14 protein-coding genes and 2 tRNA genes are annotated in these 15,451 nt (G+C 55.2%); 7 read left to right on the forward strand and 9 right to left on the reverse strand.

Annotation, left to right across the window (positions count from 1 at the left end; translation table 11 throughout):
• Positions 1-82: 82 nt before the first annotated feature.
• Entirely contained in the window at positions 83-1,120 is a 1,038-nt protein-coding gene (locus CA264_RS05570) for a potassium channel family protein (protein WP_084196161.1), read from the forward strand.
• Here CA264_RS05570 and CA264_RS05575 read toward each other — a convergent pair.
• From CA264_RS05575 to CA264_RS05595, 5 genes are all read right to left on the reverse strand, one after another.
• Positions 1,117-2,283: a hypothetical protein gene (locus tag CA264_RS05575; RefSeq protein WP_025605326.1), complete on the reverse strand. Its 1,167-nt coding sequence runs from the start codon at positions 2,281-2,283 to the stop codon at positions 1,117-1,119. The two genes, CA264_RS05570 and CA264_RS05575, sit on opposite strands and share 4 nt — an antisense overlap.
• A 562-nt stretch (positions 2,284-2,845) precedes the next feature.
• Positions 2,846-2,918, reverse strand: a tRNA-Thr gene (locus CA264_RS05580).
• Positions 2,919-2,975: 57 nt separating this feature from the next.
• Positions 2,976-3,048, reverse strand: a tRNA-Thr gene (locus CA264_RS05585).
• Positions 3,049-3,180: 132 nt separating this feature from the next.
• Positions 3,181-5,274: a DUF349 domain-containing protein gene (locus CA264_RS05590; RefSeq protein ID WP_025605329.1), complete on the reverse strand. Its 2,094-nt coding sequence runs from the start codon at positions 5,272-5,274 to the stop codon at positions 3,181-3,183.
• Between the two features lie 32 nt (positions 5,275-5,306).
• On the reverse strand, positions 5,307-5,876 hold the full coding sequence (locus CA264_RS05595) for a YqgE/AlgH family protein (RefSeq protein WP_025605331.1): 570 nt from the start codon (positions 5,874-5,876) through the stop codon (positions 5,307-5,309).
• Positions 5,877-6,125: 249 nt separating this feature from the next.
• Between CA264_RS05595 and pdxH the strand changes: the two genes are divergently transcribed.
• The 5 genes from pdxH to CA264_RS05620 all read left to right on the forward strand — a co-directional run bounded on the left by pdxH (position 6,126) and on the right by CA264_RS05620 (position 10,661).
• Entirely contained in the window at positions 6,126-6,773 is a 648-nt protein-coding gene (gene pdxH, locus CA264_RS05600) for a pyridoxamine 5'-phosphate oxidase (protein WP_025605333.1), read from the forward strand.
• Positions 6,774-6,830: 57 nt separating this feature from the next.
• A complete protein-coding gene (locus tag CA264_RS05605; protein WP_025605335.1) occupies positions 6,831-8,129 on the forward strand; it encodes a DUF1015 domain-containing protein in 1,299 nt (432 codons plus the stop codon).
• Positions 8,095-8,676: a Maf family nucleotide pyrophosphatase gene (locus CA264_RS05610; protein WP_025605337.1), complete on the forward strand. Its 582-nt coding sequence runs from the start codon at positions 8,095-8,097 to the stop codon at positions 8,674-8,676. The genes CA264_RS05605 and CA264_RS05610 overlap by 35 nt, the downstream gene beginning before the upstream one ends.
• Before the next feature lie 109 nt (positions 8,677-8,785).
• Complete coding sequence (locus tag CA264_RS05615; RefSeq protein ID WP_025605339.1) at positions 8,786-9,307, forward strand: hypothetical protein; 522 nt, start codon at positions 8,786-8,788, stop codon at positions 9,305-9,307.
• A 169-nt stretch (positions 9,308-9,476) separates the two neighbouring features.
• On the forward strand, positions 9,477-10,661 hold the full coding sequence (locus CA264_RS05620) for a class I SAM-dependent rRNA methyltransferase (RefSeq protein ID WP_025605341.1): 1,185 nt from the start codon (positions 9,477-9,479) through the stop codon (positions 10,659-10,661).
• 146 nt (positions 10,662-10,807) lie between these two features.
• Here the strand turns inward: CA264_RS05620 and CA264_RS05625 are convergent, their stop codons facing one another.
• The 3 genes from CA264_RS05625 to CA264_RS05635 all read right to left on the reverse strand — a co-directional run bounded on the left by CA264_RS05625 (position 10,808) and on the right by CA264_RS05635 (position 13,720).
• Positions 10,808-12,208: a methyltransferase RsmF C-terminal domain-like protein gene (locus tag CA264_RS05625; RefSeq protein ID WP_025605343.1), complete on the reverse strand. Its 1,401-nt coding sequence runs from the start codon at positions 12,206-12,208 to the stop codon at positions 10,808-10,810.
• Positions 12,209-12,256: 48 nt separating this feature from the next.
• Positions 12,257-12,643, reverse strand: a complete 387-nt coding sequence (locus CA264_RS05630; protein ID WP_051364332.1) for a (deoxy)nucleoside triphosphate pyrophosphohydrolase — start codon at positions 12,641-12,643, stop codon at positions 12,257-12,259.
• Between the two features lie 96 nt (positions 12,644-12,739).
• Entirely contained in the window at positions 12,740-13,720 is a 981-nt protein-coding gene (locus CA264_RS05635; protein WP_025605346.1) for an acyltransferase family protein, read from the reverse strand.
• A 153-nt stretch (positions 13,721-13,873) separates the two neighbouring features.
• On the opposite strand from CA264_RS05635, the gene CA264_RS05640 reads away from it, so the two are divergent.
• A complete protein-coding gene (locus CA264_RS05640) occupies positions 13,874-14,404 on the forward strand; it encodes a hypothetical protein (RefSeq protein ID WP_025605347.1) in 531 nt (176 codons plus the stop codon).
• Positions 14,405-14,458: 54 nt separating this feature from the next.
• On the opposite strand, the gene CA264_RS05645 is transcribed toward CA264_RS05640, so the two are convergent.
• Entirely contained in the window at positions 14,459-15,448 is a 990-nt protein-coding gene (locus CA264_RS05645) for an NAD(P)H-dependent glycerol-3-phosphate dehydrogenase (RefSeq protein WP_036775527.1), read from the reverse strand.
• Positions 15,449-15,451 lie beyond the last annotated feature (3 nt).

Genomic DNA, 15,451 nt, shown 5'->3' on the forward strand with positions numbered 1-15,451 from the left:
TCAGCCAGTGCGGCGGCTGTAACTAAGGCTGTGCTGCAAAAGTATAAACAATCCTGCTGCACCCAAGCACTCATCTTTTTTTATGAACGGTACAATTTATCTTGTTATTGGCGCTCTGCTCATCGGCACCGTCTGCTATGATCTTATTTACACAACTTTTTCTCCTCGCGGGGCGGGGTTTGTCAGCAGCACTGTGTCCACGTTTATCTGGCGCTCCTTCTTCTGGATGAGCCGGCTCTTCAAGACAAAGCAAGTGCTGAATGGGGCCGGGATCGTGATTGTGGTGGCCGTGCTGCTAACCTGGGTGCTGCTGCTTTGGGCAGGCAATACCCTGGTGTACCTCTCCGACCCTGAGGCGGTGATAAACAGCACGTCCAAAGTGCCGGCAGACCTTGCGCAGCGTATCTACTTTACGGGCTACAACCTCTCTACCATGGGCAACGGGGATTACAAGGCAGGAACAGACGCCTGGCGCATTTACACGGCGTTTATTTCATTCTCGGGCTTGATCATGATTACCATTGCCATCACCTACATGGTGCCGGTGCTTTCGGCGGTAACGGCCCGGCGCGCCCTTAGCATACGCATTGCCGCCATTGGCCGGAGCCCGCAGAAAATGCTGCTGAACAACTGGAACGGCAAGGACTTTAAAAACCTGGAGTCGCATTTTGAGAACCTTGCCCAGGCAGTGGCTGAGCAGGGGCAGTCGCACCTGGCCTACCCCGTGCTGCACTTCTTTCACCACACTGATAAAGTGGCAGCCCTGTTGCCTAACCTGGCTGCCCTGGATGAGTCGATTACGATCCTGCTGCTTTTCGTTCCGGAAGAGAAAAGGCCCAGCGACCAGACGCTTGTGCCGCTCCGCCAGGCCATTACGACGTTTCTGGGTTCGCTGACGGCGCTCTTCCTGAATCCTGGTTCTGTCATGGAGCCTAACCTGGACATCAGCAAACTGGAGGAAGCGGGTATTCCGCTCGAAAAGCCAGAGTTGCACCGCATTGAGCACCTGAACAAGCGCCGCTGCACCCTAAAGGCCATGCTGGACTATGACGGATGGGAGTGGAATGAAATCAGCGACCCTCCTTTCCACTCCAGCATGGACCTGCCGGAAATGCTTTAGCGGATAATCGGCATGCGCTTAAACTCCTTTGTCCTGTCGAAGAGGTAGCGGAAGGTGGCATGCGTTTTATAGATGCGGCCCCCGATCTGCTCCACCAGGTGCATCATTTTCGGGTTAAAGTCACCGATCCAGTTCATTTGCAGGTCTTCGTACGGCATGCTGGGGTTGCTCTGGATAATTTTGCCCGCTTCCACGATCATGGCGGCCTCCACCCCTTTGGCCTGCTGCTCCGGCGTAATGCCGAACACAATGCCGTACATAGTGGTGCAGGCGCCGCGCCAGCGGTGGAAGGCGAACTTCAGTTTCCCCCAGAGGTTCATGTTGCCGTTGACATACTTAAACAGCCCGTTCAGCTCCGGAATAGCGATAAAGAAGCCGATGGGTTCCTCATTGTAATAGGCAAACCACATGATGCGCTCGTCGATGACCGGCTTTAGCGTGTGCATGATGGTGGTGGCCTGCGCCTCGCTCATGGCTTTTACGCCTTCGTGCTTGGCCCATCCCTTGTTGTATACCGTCCGGAAATCCTCCGTGTACTTCTTCAGGTCCTTCTTGTCCATGTGCTGAAAGGTGTAGCCCGGGTCGCTGAGGATGCGCATGGCCTTTTCATGGTATTTCTGCGGCAGCGGATCGTCTACTTTTCTGTAGTAAGTATACTGGTTAAAGTACACCTGAAAGCCGTAGTTCTCGAGCAGCTTCTGGTAGTAGGGGTAGTTGTAATGCATGCCGTAGGTCGGCGCATGGAAGCCGTCGATCAGCAGGCCCCACCATTTGTCGCGGTCGCCCAGGTTTATGGGGCCGTCCATGGCCTCCATGCCGCGCTCCTGCAGCCAGTCGCGGCAGGCGTCGAAGAGGATGTTGGCGGCCTCCTGGTTATCTATGCAGTCGAAGAAGCCCATGCCCCCGGTGGGCTGCGATGTTGCCCTGGCTGTTTTCTTATTGATGAAAGCGGCTACACGGCCAATGGTTTTGCCTTTCTCGTCATGCAGTATCCAGCGGATAGCCTCGCCATTGCGCAGCAGCTTGTTCTTTTTCGGATCGAACACATTGTCGATGTCCTTGTCGAGCGGGCGAATGTAGTTTGGGTCTTTTTTGTACAGTTGCACCTGCATCATCAGGAACTCTCTGGCAAGCTCGGGCGTGTTTACCTCTATCAGTTTCATAGGTTATTTCTAGATCAGAACTGCTAAGTAAAGTATAAACTTTAAAAAATGGAAGTAGAAAGCGCTTTAGGCTACCCACAGGTCTGTCAGTATAGTAAGGCCAATGCTTATGAGTATGCCGGGGTGTATGCCATCAACTGAAAGCCATGGAGTGCATACAGCGACTGGCCGGGCAGTAAACAATAACGCTTATAAGGCCTTTATCCCCGAACTGATCAGCCGCGACTTGCAACACCTGCTCCGGCGCTGTTGCGGTTGCATGCATCCTGTCTCAACCCTTGCTGGCTTGCATGGCAAAGGTGTGAAACAGCCTCAGCCTTTCTAGCTGCCGCAAGTGGACTTACCGTTTCCGCGAATACCTGAAGTCTCCGGCCTGTGCCGCTGGCATGTATTTGCTACTGTACAGGGAAGCGCCTGTTACAGCCCAACACAGATTATATGATCTGCAACCGCAGACTATTGGTGGTGTAATCAGTAAAGGTGTTTTGAAAGAGAAAGATTGTGCGAGACGGGCAGAAAAGAAAAAAGCCTTCAGATTTCTCTGAAGGCTTTTTCACTTAAGAGCCCCCTGCCGGGATCGAACCAGCGACCTACTGATTACAAGTCAGTTGCTCTACCAGCTGAGCTAAGGAGGCTTGTACTTATTTTGAACTGAAAAGCAGATGCAGTACAAACATTTGCTTTTGGAGTTGAGCCCCCTGCCGGGATCGAACCAGCGACCTACTGATTACAAGTCAGTTGCTCTACCAGCTGAGCTAAGGAGGCTTAACCTTTTTTTGTGCTGCTTTATTGTGTTAAAGCGTTGCAAAGGTAGGGCTAAGAATTTATTATGCAAACACCCCCTGAAACTTTTTTCGCCTGACTATTCTAAGGTTTTGAAAGTCAGGCGAAAAATTTTTAGCCTCTGAATGCATCCAGTTGATGCTGCAGCTGTGCAATGCGTTTTTGCGCATCGGCAATGCGGCCTTCGTACTCCTCGCGCAGTTTGTCCGCGTTTTTGGAGCGGGCAAAGAATTCGATATTGGTGCGCAGCGTCTGGATATCATTCTGCAGCTGCGAAATCTCGCGGCGCAGGGTGTTCTCCCGCTGGTGCAGCTTATGGCTTGCGTCCGGGCTGTGTTTAATGCGCTCCACCTGAAGCTTCACGAGTAGCTCAGAACGCTCCTCCAGGGTAAGCTCCGGCACGCGCTCCAGGTACTTCTCCATAAGGGAGATAAACTTATCCTCGGCCTTCGGGCTGGTGCGCTTAGCACCTTTGTCCGTATCGCGCCACTGCTGCACAAGGCTGTTGAACTCCTCTACAGAGCCGGTCGCGCTTGGCGGCTGCGACAGCTTATCGGCAACCTTATCGCAGATCTCCATTTTCTCAGCGGAGAGCTTCTCCAGCTCCGCAGAGCGCTGCTGCTCGTTCTCCTGCTTGCGGTCGAAGAACTGGTTGCAGGCTGCCCGGAAGCGCTGCCAGATTTTATCGGAGTGCTTGTCCGGCACACGGCCGATGGTTTTCCATTTTTTCTGCAGCTGTATCAGCTTTTCCTTGGTGCTGCCCCAGTCGGTGCTGTCTTTCAGGCTTTCGGCCTCTTCGCAAAGCTGCGTTTTTAGCTGCAGGTTTTGGTTCTTCTGCTCGTCGAGGGCCTTAAAGAACTGGTTTTTGTGCTGGAAAAATGCTTTGTAGTTGCCCCAGAAAGTCTTGTTTACCTCCTCGGCGTACTCTTTCGGCACCAGTCCGGCGTTGTCCCACTCTTCTTTCAGCTTCTGGATCTCGTCGGTCTTGTCGCGCCACTCGTTAATGCGGTCGGTGTTAAAGGTGGAGAACTCCTGCAGGCGCTCCAGCAGGCCGCGCTTCACGGTCAGGTTCTGCAGCTCGCGGGTGGAGCGCTCCTCGTGGTAGGCGCGGCGGCGCTCGTGTACCTTCTCAGAAGCCTGTATAAATTGCTCCCAGATCGGGTCGCGCTGCTCGTTTGGCACCGGGCCGATGTTCTTCCATTCCTCGTGGAGGTGGCGCAGTTCCTGCAGCGCCTTGTTTATACTTGGCTCCTCCTGCAGCGCCTGGGCACGCTCCACCAGCTGCAGCTTGGCCTCTAGGTTGCGCTTGCGGTCCAGCTCCTTCATTTCGAAGAACATGCTGCGGTTGTTGTAGAAGATGTCGAGCAGGGCGTGGTAAGAATCCCACAGTTCCTGGGCCTCCCCAGCCGGCACCGGCCCGATCGATTTCCACTCCGTCTGGAGCTTCTTCAGTTCATCGCCGCTGTTTTTCGTTTCGGCAGCCTCAACAAGCTGGCGCAGCTGGTTGAGCAGGGCCTTCTTGCGCTCCAGGTTGCTTTGGCGCTGCTGCTCCTGGCTCTGGCGCTGCTGGTAACGGGACTCGCGGTAGGCGCTGAGCAGCTGCTCCAGGTCCTGGTGCTCTTTGGAGGTGTGGTAGGCAAAGTCTTCCTCGGTGCCTCCCTCCTCTTTAAACTTATCGAGGGCTTCGTTTCGCTCGGCCTGAAACTTCAGGTCGTAGTGGCGGTGGAGCTCGTTTACGGAACGGAACCTGCGCATGGCGTCGGCGTCTTTCAGCACGCTGCTGAGTTGCTGGCGCAGCTCCTCAAGCGACAGCTGGCTGTAGTCGGTATGGTCTTCTTCCTCCTCCTCTTCCTCGTCGTGGTGCTCTTCGGCTGCGGTCGCTTTGGCAGGCGCTGCGGAGCCTGCATCGGCAGTCGTTTGGGCCGTCGGCTGGGGAGCTGTAGCTGGCTCCTCCTCTTTCACATCTGTGTTGGCCGCCGCAAAGGCCTCGGTGATCTCTTCTGTCGTCTGCTCTTCGGCCGGGGTTGTTAACGCTGGCTGCACCTCAGGCTGTTCCTCCTTTGGTGCGCCCTGCCCGGTTGCCGGTGTCTGGTCTTCTGCAACAGTGCTTTTCGGTGATGCGGCGTTTTGCTCGTTAGCAGCTGCCTCGTTCTCTGGTTTGTTAGCCTCAGCTCCGGTAGTGTCCATATGCTCTTTGTCAGTTGTCATGTCTACTGTGTTGGTTACAACGTATAAGCGTTTCAGTTCAGGCGTGGGTCTTCTGGGTAATTGCTCAGCACCTTAAACTTACCTCCCATTTCGCGCAGAATGCTGCGCCAGAGGGTTTCTACGTCCAAATTAAATAATTTATTCGCAGCATTGTTGTTTACAATCCAAACATTTTTGTCGATCTCCTCCTGCAGCTGGCCGGGTGTCCAGCCAGAGTAACCCAGGAAGAAGCGGATATCGTCCTTTTTCACCACGCCGGTGTCGATCATGGTGCGCAGCGTTTCGAAATCGCCGCCCCAATACACGTCCTCGCCCAGCTTTACGGCCTGCGGCAGGTCCGGCAGGCGGTGGATGTAGTGCAGCGTGTTGTACTGTACCGGCCCGCCTATGCCCAGGTTCATGTCAAAGTCGTCATCAAACACATCCAGCACGTCAGACAGGTTCAGGTTGGAGGCGCGGTTCAGCACCAGGCCGAAAGAACCTTCCTCTTCTTCGTGGCTGCATAGCAGGATCACACTGCGCTCAAAGTTTGGGTCGCCCAGGTATGGCTCCGAAATAAGTATGCTGCCGTTTTGGGGCTTTATCACCTTTTTGTCCGTCATCAATCTTTCTTCACGTTACACTGTTTCAGCTACTGCCAGCAGAGCGGGGTGCCCTACAGCTTTAATTTAAGGGTTTTATACTTCTTACGCAAAGCAACGCAGATAGTCGCGTGGCGCCGTTACGTTCTCAGCTTCCTGCTGCTATACTGTAATAACTATAGTACGGTTGGCCTGTTTACTTGCGGGCGGCGCGAATATTAACTTTAGCCGCAGCGGATAATTTTATAAATTTGACCAAAACCCAAGCGTATGGCCTTAACACATAACATTGCCGATATCCGGATCAACTATACAAAGCAGGCCCTGACGGAGGCTTCCGTGCTGCAGGACCCGGTGCAGCAGTTCCAGGTGTGGCTGCAGGAAGCCCTGGAGTCGGAGGTGCACGAACCGACGGCCCTGGTGCTCTCCACCGTGGGCGGCGGCAAACCCTCTGCCCGCGTGGTGCTCCTGAAGGGGGTGGATGAGCAGGGATTCATCTTTTTTACGAACTATGAGAGCCGGAAAGGCCACGATCTGGCTGAGAACCCTTACGCCTCGCTTACGTTTTTCTGGCCGGAGCTGGAGCGGCAGGTGCGGGTGGAAGGTAAGGTAGAAAAAGTGGCCCCTGCCCTGTCAGACAGCTACTTTCACAGTCGCCCGAAAGGCAGCCAGATCGGAGCCTGGGCCTCGCCGCAGAGCCGGGTAATTGAGGCGCGCGAGGTGCTGGAGCAGCGGGAGCAGCAATACAGCAGCCAGTTTGCCCGGGAGGAGCAGGTGCCCCGCCCGGCGCACTGGGGAGGGTACCGCCTGCTGCCGCACTACCTGGAGTTTTGGCAGGGCCGCCCAAGCCGCCTGCACGACCGCATCGTGTACGAGCGGGAAGGCGGGAACTGGCAGGTCAAGCGCCTGGCTCCCTGATGCCGAGGCAGGTTTTATACTTGCCGGAGCCTGATTTATACTTTGTAACGAGAACAAATGGCTGAGATATTACCTTTGCGCGCCTGGCGCTACAACAATACGTTAAACGAAAACATTGAGCAGCTAACCTCCCCGCTCTTCGACGTGGTGTCGGACAAGCAGCGGGAGGCGCTGTACCGCAACCCCAACAACAGCATTCACCTGTCGGTGCCCAGGGGCGAGCACCCTGCCGAGAGTGCCGCAGAGCTGCTGCAGGCCTGGAAAGAGCAAGGGGTGCTGCTGCAGGACCAAATGCCGGGTATTTACGTGTACTACCAGTACTTCCGGCTGCCGGGCAACGACAAGGAGTTTGTGCGCAAAGGCTTTATCTGCAACATAAAGGCTTATGACTGGCACGAACGCGTGCTGTTGCGCCACGAGAACACCATCCCCAGCGCAGTGAACGACCGCATCGAGCTGCTGGAGAAAACGCTGCTGAGCTCCAGCCCCACCCATGGCCTCTATACCGATACGGACTTCGTGCTGGAGCCTTACATGGACGAAAGCATCCGGACACCGATCTATGAAACGGAGGATTACCAGGGCGTGCGCGATGTATTGGCCGTGATCCACGACCACGAGGTAATCAAGCTGTTTCTGCAGACGCTCGCCGATAAGCAGATCCTGCTAGCCGACGGCCACCACCGCTACGGCGGGGCGTTGGCGTATCGCCGCAAGATGATGGCCCAGAACCCGCACCACACCGGGTATGAGGCCTACAACTATCACCTGATGTACCTCACCAACTCTGAGCACGATGACCTGCGCATCCTGCCGACGCACCGCCTGCTCAAGAGCCTGCCGGTGTCGGACGAGGAGTTCCTGGAGGGGCTGCAGGCGTACTTCACGGTCACGCCAAAGGAAGACCCGTACGAGCTGAACGAGGTTATTGTGGGCAAGCCCTGGGCCTTTGGGCTCTATTTGAACGGCAACGCCTATAAGCTGCGCCTGAAACCAGAGGTGCACCCCACCATCGACTGGAATTTTCCGGAGGAGGTGAAGCAGTTGGACCTGACGGTGATGCACTACTTTATATTTGAAAAGATACTGGGGATCTACCGCCAGGAGCAGCGCGACTACAAGGGCCTCAGCTATGAGCGCAACTTTACGGCCTGCATCCGAAAAGTAGATCAGGGAGAGGCGCACCTGGCCCTGATCACCAACGAGGTGTCGATGGAGCAGGTGAAGCGCGTGTGCAACAGCGGTGCCATCATGCCTCAGAAATCAACCTTTTTCTACCCGAAAGTTATCTGTGGATTTTTATTTAGCTCCATCAAAGAAGATGAATTTACAACGGCCGCTACTGCTTGCCTCTAACTCCCCGCGCCGCAAAGAACTGCTGGCCAGCCTGGGCCTCCGGTACGAGGTGCTGGTAAAGGAGGTGCACGAGGATTTTCCGGCGCACCTGAAGCGCGAGGAAGTGGCTACGTACCTGGCTTCGCATAAAGCCGATGCGTATACTTCGGACATCACGGATCAGGCGCTGATTACGGCGGATACCATTGTGTGCCTGGGCGAGCGCGTGCTGAACAAGCCCGCCGACTATGCAGAGGCGCAGGCGATGCTGCAGGCGCTGTCGGGCAACACCCACGAAGTTATTACAGGGGTCTGCATTCTGACCCGCGAAGGCAAAACCGTTTTCCACGACAGCACCAAAGTGTACTTCAAACCGCTTACTGCCGCCGAAATAGATCACTACATCACGCACTACAAACCTTACGACAAAGCGGGCGCTTACGGCATTCAGGAGTGGATCGGCATGATCGGCATCGACCACATCGAGGGGTCCTACTTTAACGTGATGGGGCTGCCGGTGCAAAAGCTGTACCTCAAGCTGGTAGAGTTGGGTATACTTTCACTTTAACCGGTTGCCTCTGTGCCTTACAAAAGAAGTGCTTTGTGTGGTGCTGTGGAGGCTTTTCCTATACTTGCGGCACATTCATGCACAGGGAATATAACCGAAAAAGTTGCACATGCTGGAGCAACAGGACAAGGATGTGGTTGGCTTAGCGCTTAACACGCCAAAAGAAGTTGAACTTGATGAAGGAGAGCTTCTAAAAGTAGCTGAAGAAAAACGGCATAGTGCCAAAGGCTGGTGGATACTGTTTACACTTTATTCCGCTGTTTGGCTGCTGTACCCTTTTATCGGGCCAAAGGGTGGACCTGCCCCAATACGCCGCATGGCTTATGCTGAAGCATTAGTAGCGTTTATTTGGCCTCATCTGATTTTATCAGCTGTTACGTACTACTGCCTCATCATCAGGATGAACGCTGACGTGAGAAGCCGAAGCAAACAGGTATTGAAGACAACTATCACGAAAGTGTCAAAAGGTAGCTCAAAGAACAAAATCACGCTTTATACTTCAAACAGAAAACCTGAGCATTTTACGGTCAATACTTCTGGGAGTGAAATTGATACCAGCAAACCTATTATCCTTCATTACCTGAAGAGGACTAAAACCATACTGCGTTACTCTCAGCCCATGTGCCTTTAATGGGTACACCTGTCATCACGGCAGCGGCTTCACCAAAAGCTACTCATCCGCATGAAAATACCCCAGCGGCATGCCCACCTTGTACGCTAACGGAACAAAATAACTAACTTGCAGCCTTTGCTGTGAAGAAGTTCACGAGCAGATCGAATAAAAAGCAGATTTACAAAAGATGTCACTTACCAAATTATACTTAGCGCCAGGCAAGGAGCACTCGCTGAAGCGCCAGCACCCATGGGTGTTTTCCGGGGCGATCAGAAAAGCAGACGGAGAGCTGGCAGAAGGCGACGTAGTAGAGGTCTACTCCAGCAAGCGCGAATTCTTAGGCATGGGCCACTACGCGCCGGGCTCTATTGCCGTACGCATTTTCTCGTTTGAGCAAGCCGAGCCGGATTACGCTTTCTGGAAGCAGAAAGTGCAGAAGGCCTATGACTACCGTCAGCGCCTCGGCCTGGTAAATAACCCCAATACCGACGTGTACCGGCTGGTATATGCCGAGGGAGACGGTGTGCCCGGCCTGATCGTGGACTTTTATAAAGACACGGCTGTGGTGCAGACGCACACCGTAGGCATGTACAGCGTGCGCGGGCATGTGTCGCAGGCCCTGCAGGAGATCTATGGCGACAGGCTGCGGGCCGTGTACGATAAGAGTGCGGAGTCGCTGCCGCCAAAGGCACCGGTCGAAGCGCAGAACGGCTACCTCTATGGCCAGTCAGAGGGCGGCGTTGTGGTGACGGAAAACGGTAACCGCTTTTACATCGATTGGGAAACAGGGCAGAAAACCGGCTTCTTTATCGACCAGCGCGAAAACCGCGACCTGCTGGCGCGCTACGTGCAGGGCAAGGCCGTGCTGAACACCTTCTGCTATACCGGAGGGTTCTCGGTATACGCCCTGAACGCCGGGGCCAAAGAGGTGCATTCGGTGGATGTGTCTAAGAAAGCCATTGAGCTGACAGTGAAGAACGGGGAGCTGAGCCAGGCGCCGGAAAAGCACGAGGCGTATGCTGTAGACACCTTTGAGTTTCTGAAGGGCAAGGAAGACATGTACGATGTGATCGTGCTGGACCCTCCTGCCTTTGCCAAAAGCCAGAAAGTGCGCCACAATGCCTTAATGGGTTACAAGCGCTTAAATGCCGAGGCGATGAAAAAGATAAAGCCGGGCGGTATACTGTTTACCTTCTCCTGCTCCCAGGTGGTAGACAAATACCTGTTTAACAACACCATCATGGCGGCAGCCATCGAGGCGGGGCGCAATATCAAGATCATGCACCACCTCTCACAGCCAGCAGACCACCCTATCTCTATTTTCCATCCGGAAGGTGAGTACCTGAAAGGGCTTGTGCTGTTTGTGGAGTAGGCATTACGGATACCGTAAAACCAAAAGCCGAAGCTATCATGTATAGCTTCGGCTTTTTTTAAGCGCAGCGCGTACAGCGCTTAACTAGCTTTGGGGATATTTCGGCGTCCGTGTTGCCGCTGCCCGGTGGCTCCTGGAGCTGTGCCTTAGGATGCCAAGACAGTTGTTTCCGGCAGTTCCTGCGGTAGGTCCATCCGGATGCGCCACTCTTTCGGGTAATAGTTATTGACGCGGCTGCCTATTTGTTTGGCCCAACCCAGTGGCAAGCCCTTGTACTGCAGCAGCAGCCAGTCGTTACCGTTGGTGCCCAGGCTAATGTCTTCTTTGCGAAGGTAGCGCAAGGCCTGCTCCAGGTCTAGCTCCGCTACCTGAAACGCTGCCTTGTTCAGCTGCTGCGAGAGCGCCAGCCCCTGTAGCGGCTTGAGTTTTTTACCTTTAACCTCTGCCAGCTCGGTGCCCGCATACACCACGTAGAGGTGCTGGTATACTTCATCGGCAGCTTCGAAAAGGTATGCCGGCAGTGCCGTGATCACTTCCCCGTACTGCAGGAACGTGTAGTGCTCCGGCTCCAGCAGCCAGTTCTCCACCAGTGCCTTTTCTTTCTTGCCAGCCGGCGTGAGTTTATACTTCTTCTTTTTGCTTTTGCCGTGGCTGATGGCAGCCTCCTCTCCCGCCTTGCGTACCACCGCCATAAAAAAGCCTTCGCCCTGTACGCGGTGCGGGTAGAAACGATAGCCTTCCACGCCTCCCAACTGCGTTGGCACCACGCCCCATTCGGGCTGTAACTCAAGTCTTATACTTTCCACCCCTTCCTGCTCCGAAAGCCAGGCAACGTTTTCCTCGTTTTCCTGCTCATTCCAGGTGCAGGTGCTGTAAACCAGCAGCCCGCCCGGCTTCAGGGCGTCCCACACATCCATCAGGATGCGTTGCTGGCGCTGGGCGCAGAGCTTCACGTTCTCCTCTGACCACTCCTGCACGGCCTGCGGGTCTTTGCGGAACATGCCCTCACCGCTACAGGGGGCATCCACTACCATCACATCAAAGAAGTCGGGTAACCGGCCAAAGTCGCGTGGGTCGTTACTGGTGACGAGCACATTGCCGCTGCCCCACTTGGCCACGTTCTCCGCCAGGATAGATGCCCGGCTGCGAATAACCTCGTTGGATACCAGCAGACTGTCTTCTGAGATTAAGCTGGCCAGGTGCGTCGATTTACCGCCGGGAGCGCCACAGAGGTCCAGCACCTGCAGCGGCTGCTCCAGGTTTACCGCCTGCCGCAGGGCCTGCTCCACAAACATGGAGCTTGCCTCCTGCACATAGTACGCGCCCGCATGAATGGCGGGGTCCAGGGTGAAGGATGGCCGCACAGGCAGGTAACGGCCCGCTGCGGCCCAGGGCACAGCGGCCAGCCCGGCCGCCGCCGTTGCCTTGGCTTTGTTAACCCGGATGCTGACCGGAGGGGTCTGCTGCAGGGCGTTCAGAAACTGCTGGTACTCTTGCAGCCCAAGCAGGCGCTGCATGCGTTCGGTGAAAGAAACAGGGAGTTGCATGCCGTAAAGGTACGGCTAAAAAGCAGGTTCTGAAAGTGCGCCGCCGGCTTAGCCCCTTTTCAGGGCGAGGTACTCCTGCACAATGGGCAGGTCGGCTGGGCACCAGGCATAGTTGGGCAGCTCGTCCTGTTTGGCCCATTGGTAGGCCCGGTGCTCGATCAGTTGTATGGCGCCGCCGTGGTACATGCAAATGTAAGGTATCAGCTCAATGGTGCGGTCTGGGGAGTGGTGTACGACGGGAGATAAGCGCAGGACCGGCTCAACGGAAAGGGTAAGCTCCTCCCGCAGTTCTCGCACCAGGCACTCCTGCTCCGATTCCCCGGCCTCCAGCTTGCCGCCCGGAAACTCCCACAGCAGCGGCTCCCGCATGTTTTCACTGCGTTGCGTAACCAACACCCGCCCGTGCTGCTCCAGTAAGGCACATATTACTTTCATCACCTTTTTTTAAGGTTGTATTTCTAAAGATATACTTTTCAGAATAGAATCCAAGTATAAACTGGTTTTGCCGCGTTGCCTATCGTAGCCTCCGGCTTATGCCTGCAGCCGTTTCTCCACCTGATAGAAGGTATACCCGAGCACGAGGCAGGTAAGCAGGTTTAACAACAGCGGCGACTGCTTATCTGCCAAACCGAAGTACACGACCTGCACCAGGAAGATGTGGTAGGAAGCTTTCCCCAGTGCTGCGAGAAACCGCAGGGCAAGAGCCGTGGAGGATGCGGGAAGCAGGCGGAGAGCCAGCCACACCAGGAGCGCTGCATACCCAAAGGTCAGTAACTGCTGCGGCTGCCAGGCCTGGCGCAAAAAAGGCAGCTCCACCTGCTGATAGGTAAATAGCCACAGGAAAAAAGCCGATACGGCACCCAGGGCTGCCAAAAGCACGGTGTACCGCCATCGGAAAGGCCGCTGTGCCAATTGTGCCAGCCACAGGCCGTAGGCAATAGCGGTAAAGTACCTCGGGAAGGCTGCATCGTAGAGGTAATCGTTCTGGTCGAAGTAAGCGAAATGTGCCGCCCAAACCTGGAAAAGCACTTCCAGCAGCACCAGCACAAGGGTGGTAAGGATTGGCCTCCGGCTGGAGGCATACCCGATCAGGGGAAGCAGCACGATGGACTGCAGCAGCAGCGTGATGAAGTAGTTGCCTTTGCCGGTAACCGGGAGCACGCCTACCGCAGTGTACCAGCTGAACGCCAGTACGTCTGCGCCCGTCGCCCATTGCCACAAAACGCCCAGAGGCACAGACAGCAGAAAGACGATGAAAAACGGGGTAAGGATACGGACTGCTTTTTTCGAGAAGTACTGCCGGGTGTAGAGCTGCTTCAGCTGCTGCGTTCTTCCGTGCACCGACAGGCCCAGGTTCAGCCCCATCACCACCATAAAGAGCGGCACCGCCTGCCAGATGTGGTACACGGCATAGCTGTGCAGTAAACTGGCGCGGCTAAGTGAGTGCAGCAGCAGCACCGCCACAATGGCGAGCCCTTTCACGACATCTATCTGCTGGAAATGCTGCTTCATGTAACGGTAGGCAACGGTAAGTAACAGGTTTTATACTTGCTAAAGCAGCACGAAGGGCAAAAGTAGAGCCTTTAGCCCGTAGTTGCAATAGCACAATTTTACCTTCTTTTGGGCTACTCTAAACCCTGATGCCCCCAATTAAAGTATAATCCTATGTACAAGAAGGCGAACAACAGGATGCAGTTTAGTTTGAACTATAGATTTTTACTTACGGTGGCGGGAGTGCTGGCGCTGTTTTCGGGCGTTATAAGTGTAGCCCTGGTACTGGTGATATGGCCCTCCGGCGTGTATGTGCCGCTGTGGGGGCAGCAAAGTATAGCCACGCACTTGGTGGCCTACAGCGCCGTGTTTGGTTTTGTACTTGGCTGGGTGGCAACCAAGTCAACGCGCCGGGCCCTGCAACACAGCAGGGTGCTGCCGCTGCACTGGCACCTCAAAAGCCAGACGCTGATAGACAGGCTGCCCGCAGGGGCCTTTAACCGTGCTTTCATACTGTCCCTGTTGGGGCTGACCATTTCGTTGATAATGCTGCTTATCCTGAACGTGCAGCAACTCCACCTCCTGCCACGCACGGACTACCTGGTTCTGTCCACGGTTTACGCGATGCTGCTTGCCGTGGCCATCACTACCATGTCCGTGTACCGCGCACTCGGCGACTCGTTCCTGCACCACTCCAAAGTATAAAAGCACATCTTTACAGGTGTGCTTTTATACTTTGGAGTGGTGCTGTGTGTCAGCTTACCGGAACTTGTCTTTCAGGATTTCGAACTCCACGGCCGGGGCAATGCGCTCATAAAGTATGTGGTATACGGCATCGGTGATGGGCATCGCTACCTGCAGCTTTTTGTTGAGCTCGTAGATGCTCTGCACCGCATAGTACCCTTCTGCCACCATGTTCATTTCCACCTGCGCCGATTTTACGGTATAGCCTCGCCCGATCATGTTACCGAAGGTGCGGTTGCGGCTAAACTGAGAGTAGGCCGTCACTAGCAGGTCGCCAAGGTAGGCGGAGCCGCTCAGGTCGCGGTGGATCGGCATGATGGAGTCCAGGAAGCGCTCGATCTCGAACATGGCATTGGAAACAAGAACCGCCTGAAAGTTATCCCCGAAGTTCAGGCCGCGGGCAATGCCGCAGGCCAGGGCAATCACGTTCTTCATCACGGCGCAGTACTCAATGCCGTCGAGGTCGTCGAGCGGGTTGGCTTTCACGTAGCGGTTGCGCAGCAGGGCGCAGAAGCGCTCGGCCGTCGTCATGTCGTGGGAGCCGATGGTCAGGTACGACTGCTTCTCCAGCGCCACTTCTTCGGCATGGCAGGGCCCGGCTATTACCAGCTGGTGCGAGTTCGGCACCGCATAGGCCCGCTCCATGTACTCCGTGATCAGGATGTTTTCCCTCGGGATCATGCCCTTAATGGCCGAAACAATCACCTTGCCGGCAAAGGCGTCTGCCGGTAAATCGGCAAGTGCCAGCTGCACGAATGCTGCTGGCACTGCCAAGATCACCCAGTCCGAGGAGGCCACAACGGCCTGTATGTCCGTGGACGGTTTTACGTAGTTCAGGTCAAACGACACCTGGCTGAGATAGCGCGGGTTGTGCCTGTAATTTATCAGGTGCTGCACATCGTCTGCGTTGCGCATCCACCAGTTAATCTGTGATTTGTTTTCGGAAAGGATCTTGACTAGGGCTGTGGCCCAGCTTCCTCCTCCAATTACTGCTACTTTTTCCAATCT

Source organism: Pontibacter actiniarum, from assembly GCF_003585765.1.
Taxonomy (GTDB): Bacteria; Bacteroidota; Bacteroidia; order Cytophagales; family Hymenobacteraceae; genus Pontibacter; species Pontibacter actiniarum.

What these genes read in the sequence shown, in the direction of transcription:
- CA264_RS05570 (WP_084196161.1), top strand. Translation starts at nt 83, where the DNA reads ATGAACGGTACAATTTATCTTGTTATTGGCGCTCTGCTCATCGGCACC.
- CA264_RS05575 (WP_025605326.1), bottom strand. Translation starts at nt 2,283, where the DNA reads ATGAAACTGATAGAGGTAAACACGCCCGAGCTTGCCAGAGAGTTCCTG.
- CA264_RS05590 (WP_025605329.1), bottom strand. Translation starts at nt 5,274, where the DNA reads ATGACAACTGACAAAGAGCATATGGACACTACCGGAGCTGAGGCTAAC.
- CA264_RS05595 (WP_025605331.1), bottom strand. Translation starts at nt 5,876, where the DNA reads ATGACGGACAAAAAGGTGATAAAGCCCCAAAACGGCAGCATACTTATT.
- pdxH (WP_025605333.1), top strand. Translation starts at nt 6,126, where the DNA reads ATGGCCTTAACACATAACATTGCCGATATCCGGATCAACTATACAAAG.
- CA264_RS05605 (WP_025605335.1), top strand. Translation starts at nt 6,831, where the DNA reads ATGGCTGAGATATTACCTTTGCGCGCCTGGCGCTACAACAATACGTTA.
- CA264_RS05610 (WP_025605337.1), top strand. Translation starts at nt 8,095, where the DNA reads ATGAATTTACAACGGCCGCTACTGCTTGCCTCTAACTCCCCGCGCCGC.
- CA264_RS05615 (WP_025605339.1), top strand. Translation starts at nt 8,786, where the DNA reads ATGCTGGAGCAACAGGACAAGGATGTGGTTGGCTTAGCGCTTAACACG.
- CA264_RS05620 (WP_025605341.1), top strand. Translation starts at nt 9,477, where the DNA reads ATGTCACTTACCAAATTATACTTAGCGCCAGGCAAGGAGCACTCGCTG.
- CA264_RS05625 (WP_025605343.1), bottom strand. Translation starts at nt 12,208, where the DNA reads ATGCAACTCCCTGTTTCTTTCACCGAACGCATGCAGCGCCTGCTTGGG.
- CA264_RS05630 (WP_051364332.1), bottom strand. Translation starts at nt 12,643, where the DNA reads ATGAAAGTAATATGTGCCTTACTGGAGCAGCACGGGCGGGTGTTGGTT.
- CA264_RS05635 (WP_025605346.1), bottom strand. Translation starts at nt 13,720, where the DNA reads ATGAAGCAGCATTTCCAGCAGATAGATGTCGTGAAAGGGCTCGCCATT.
- CA264_RS05640 (WP_025605347.1), top strand. Translation starts at nt 13,874, where the DNA reads ATGTACAAGAAGGCGAACAACAGGATGCAGTTTAGTTTGAACTATAGA.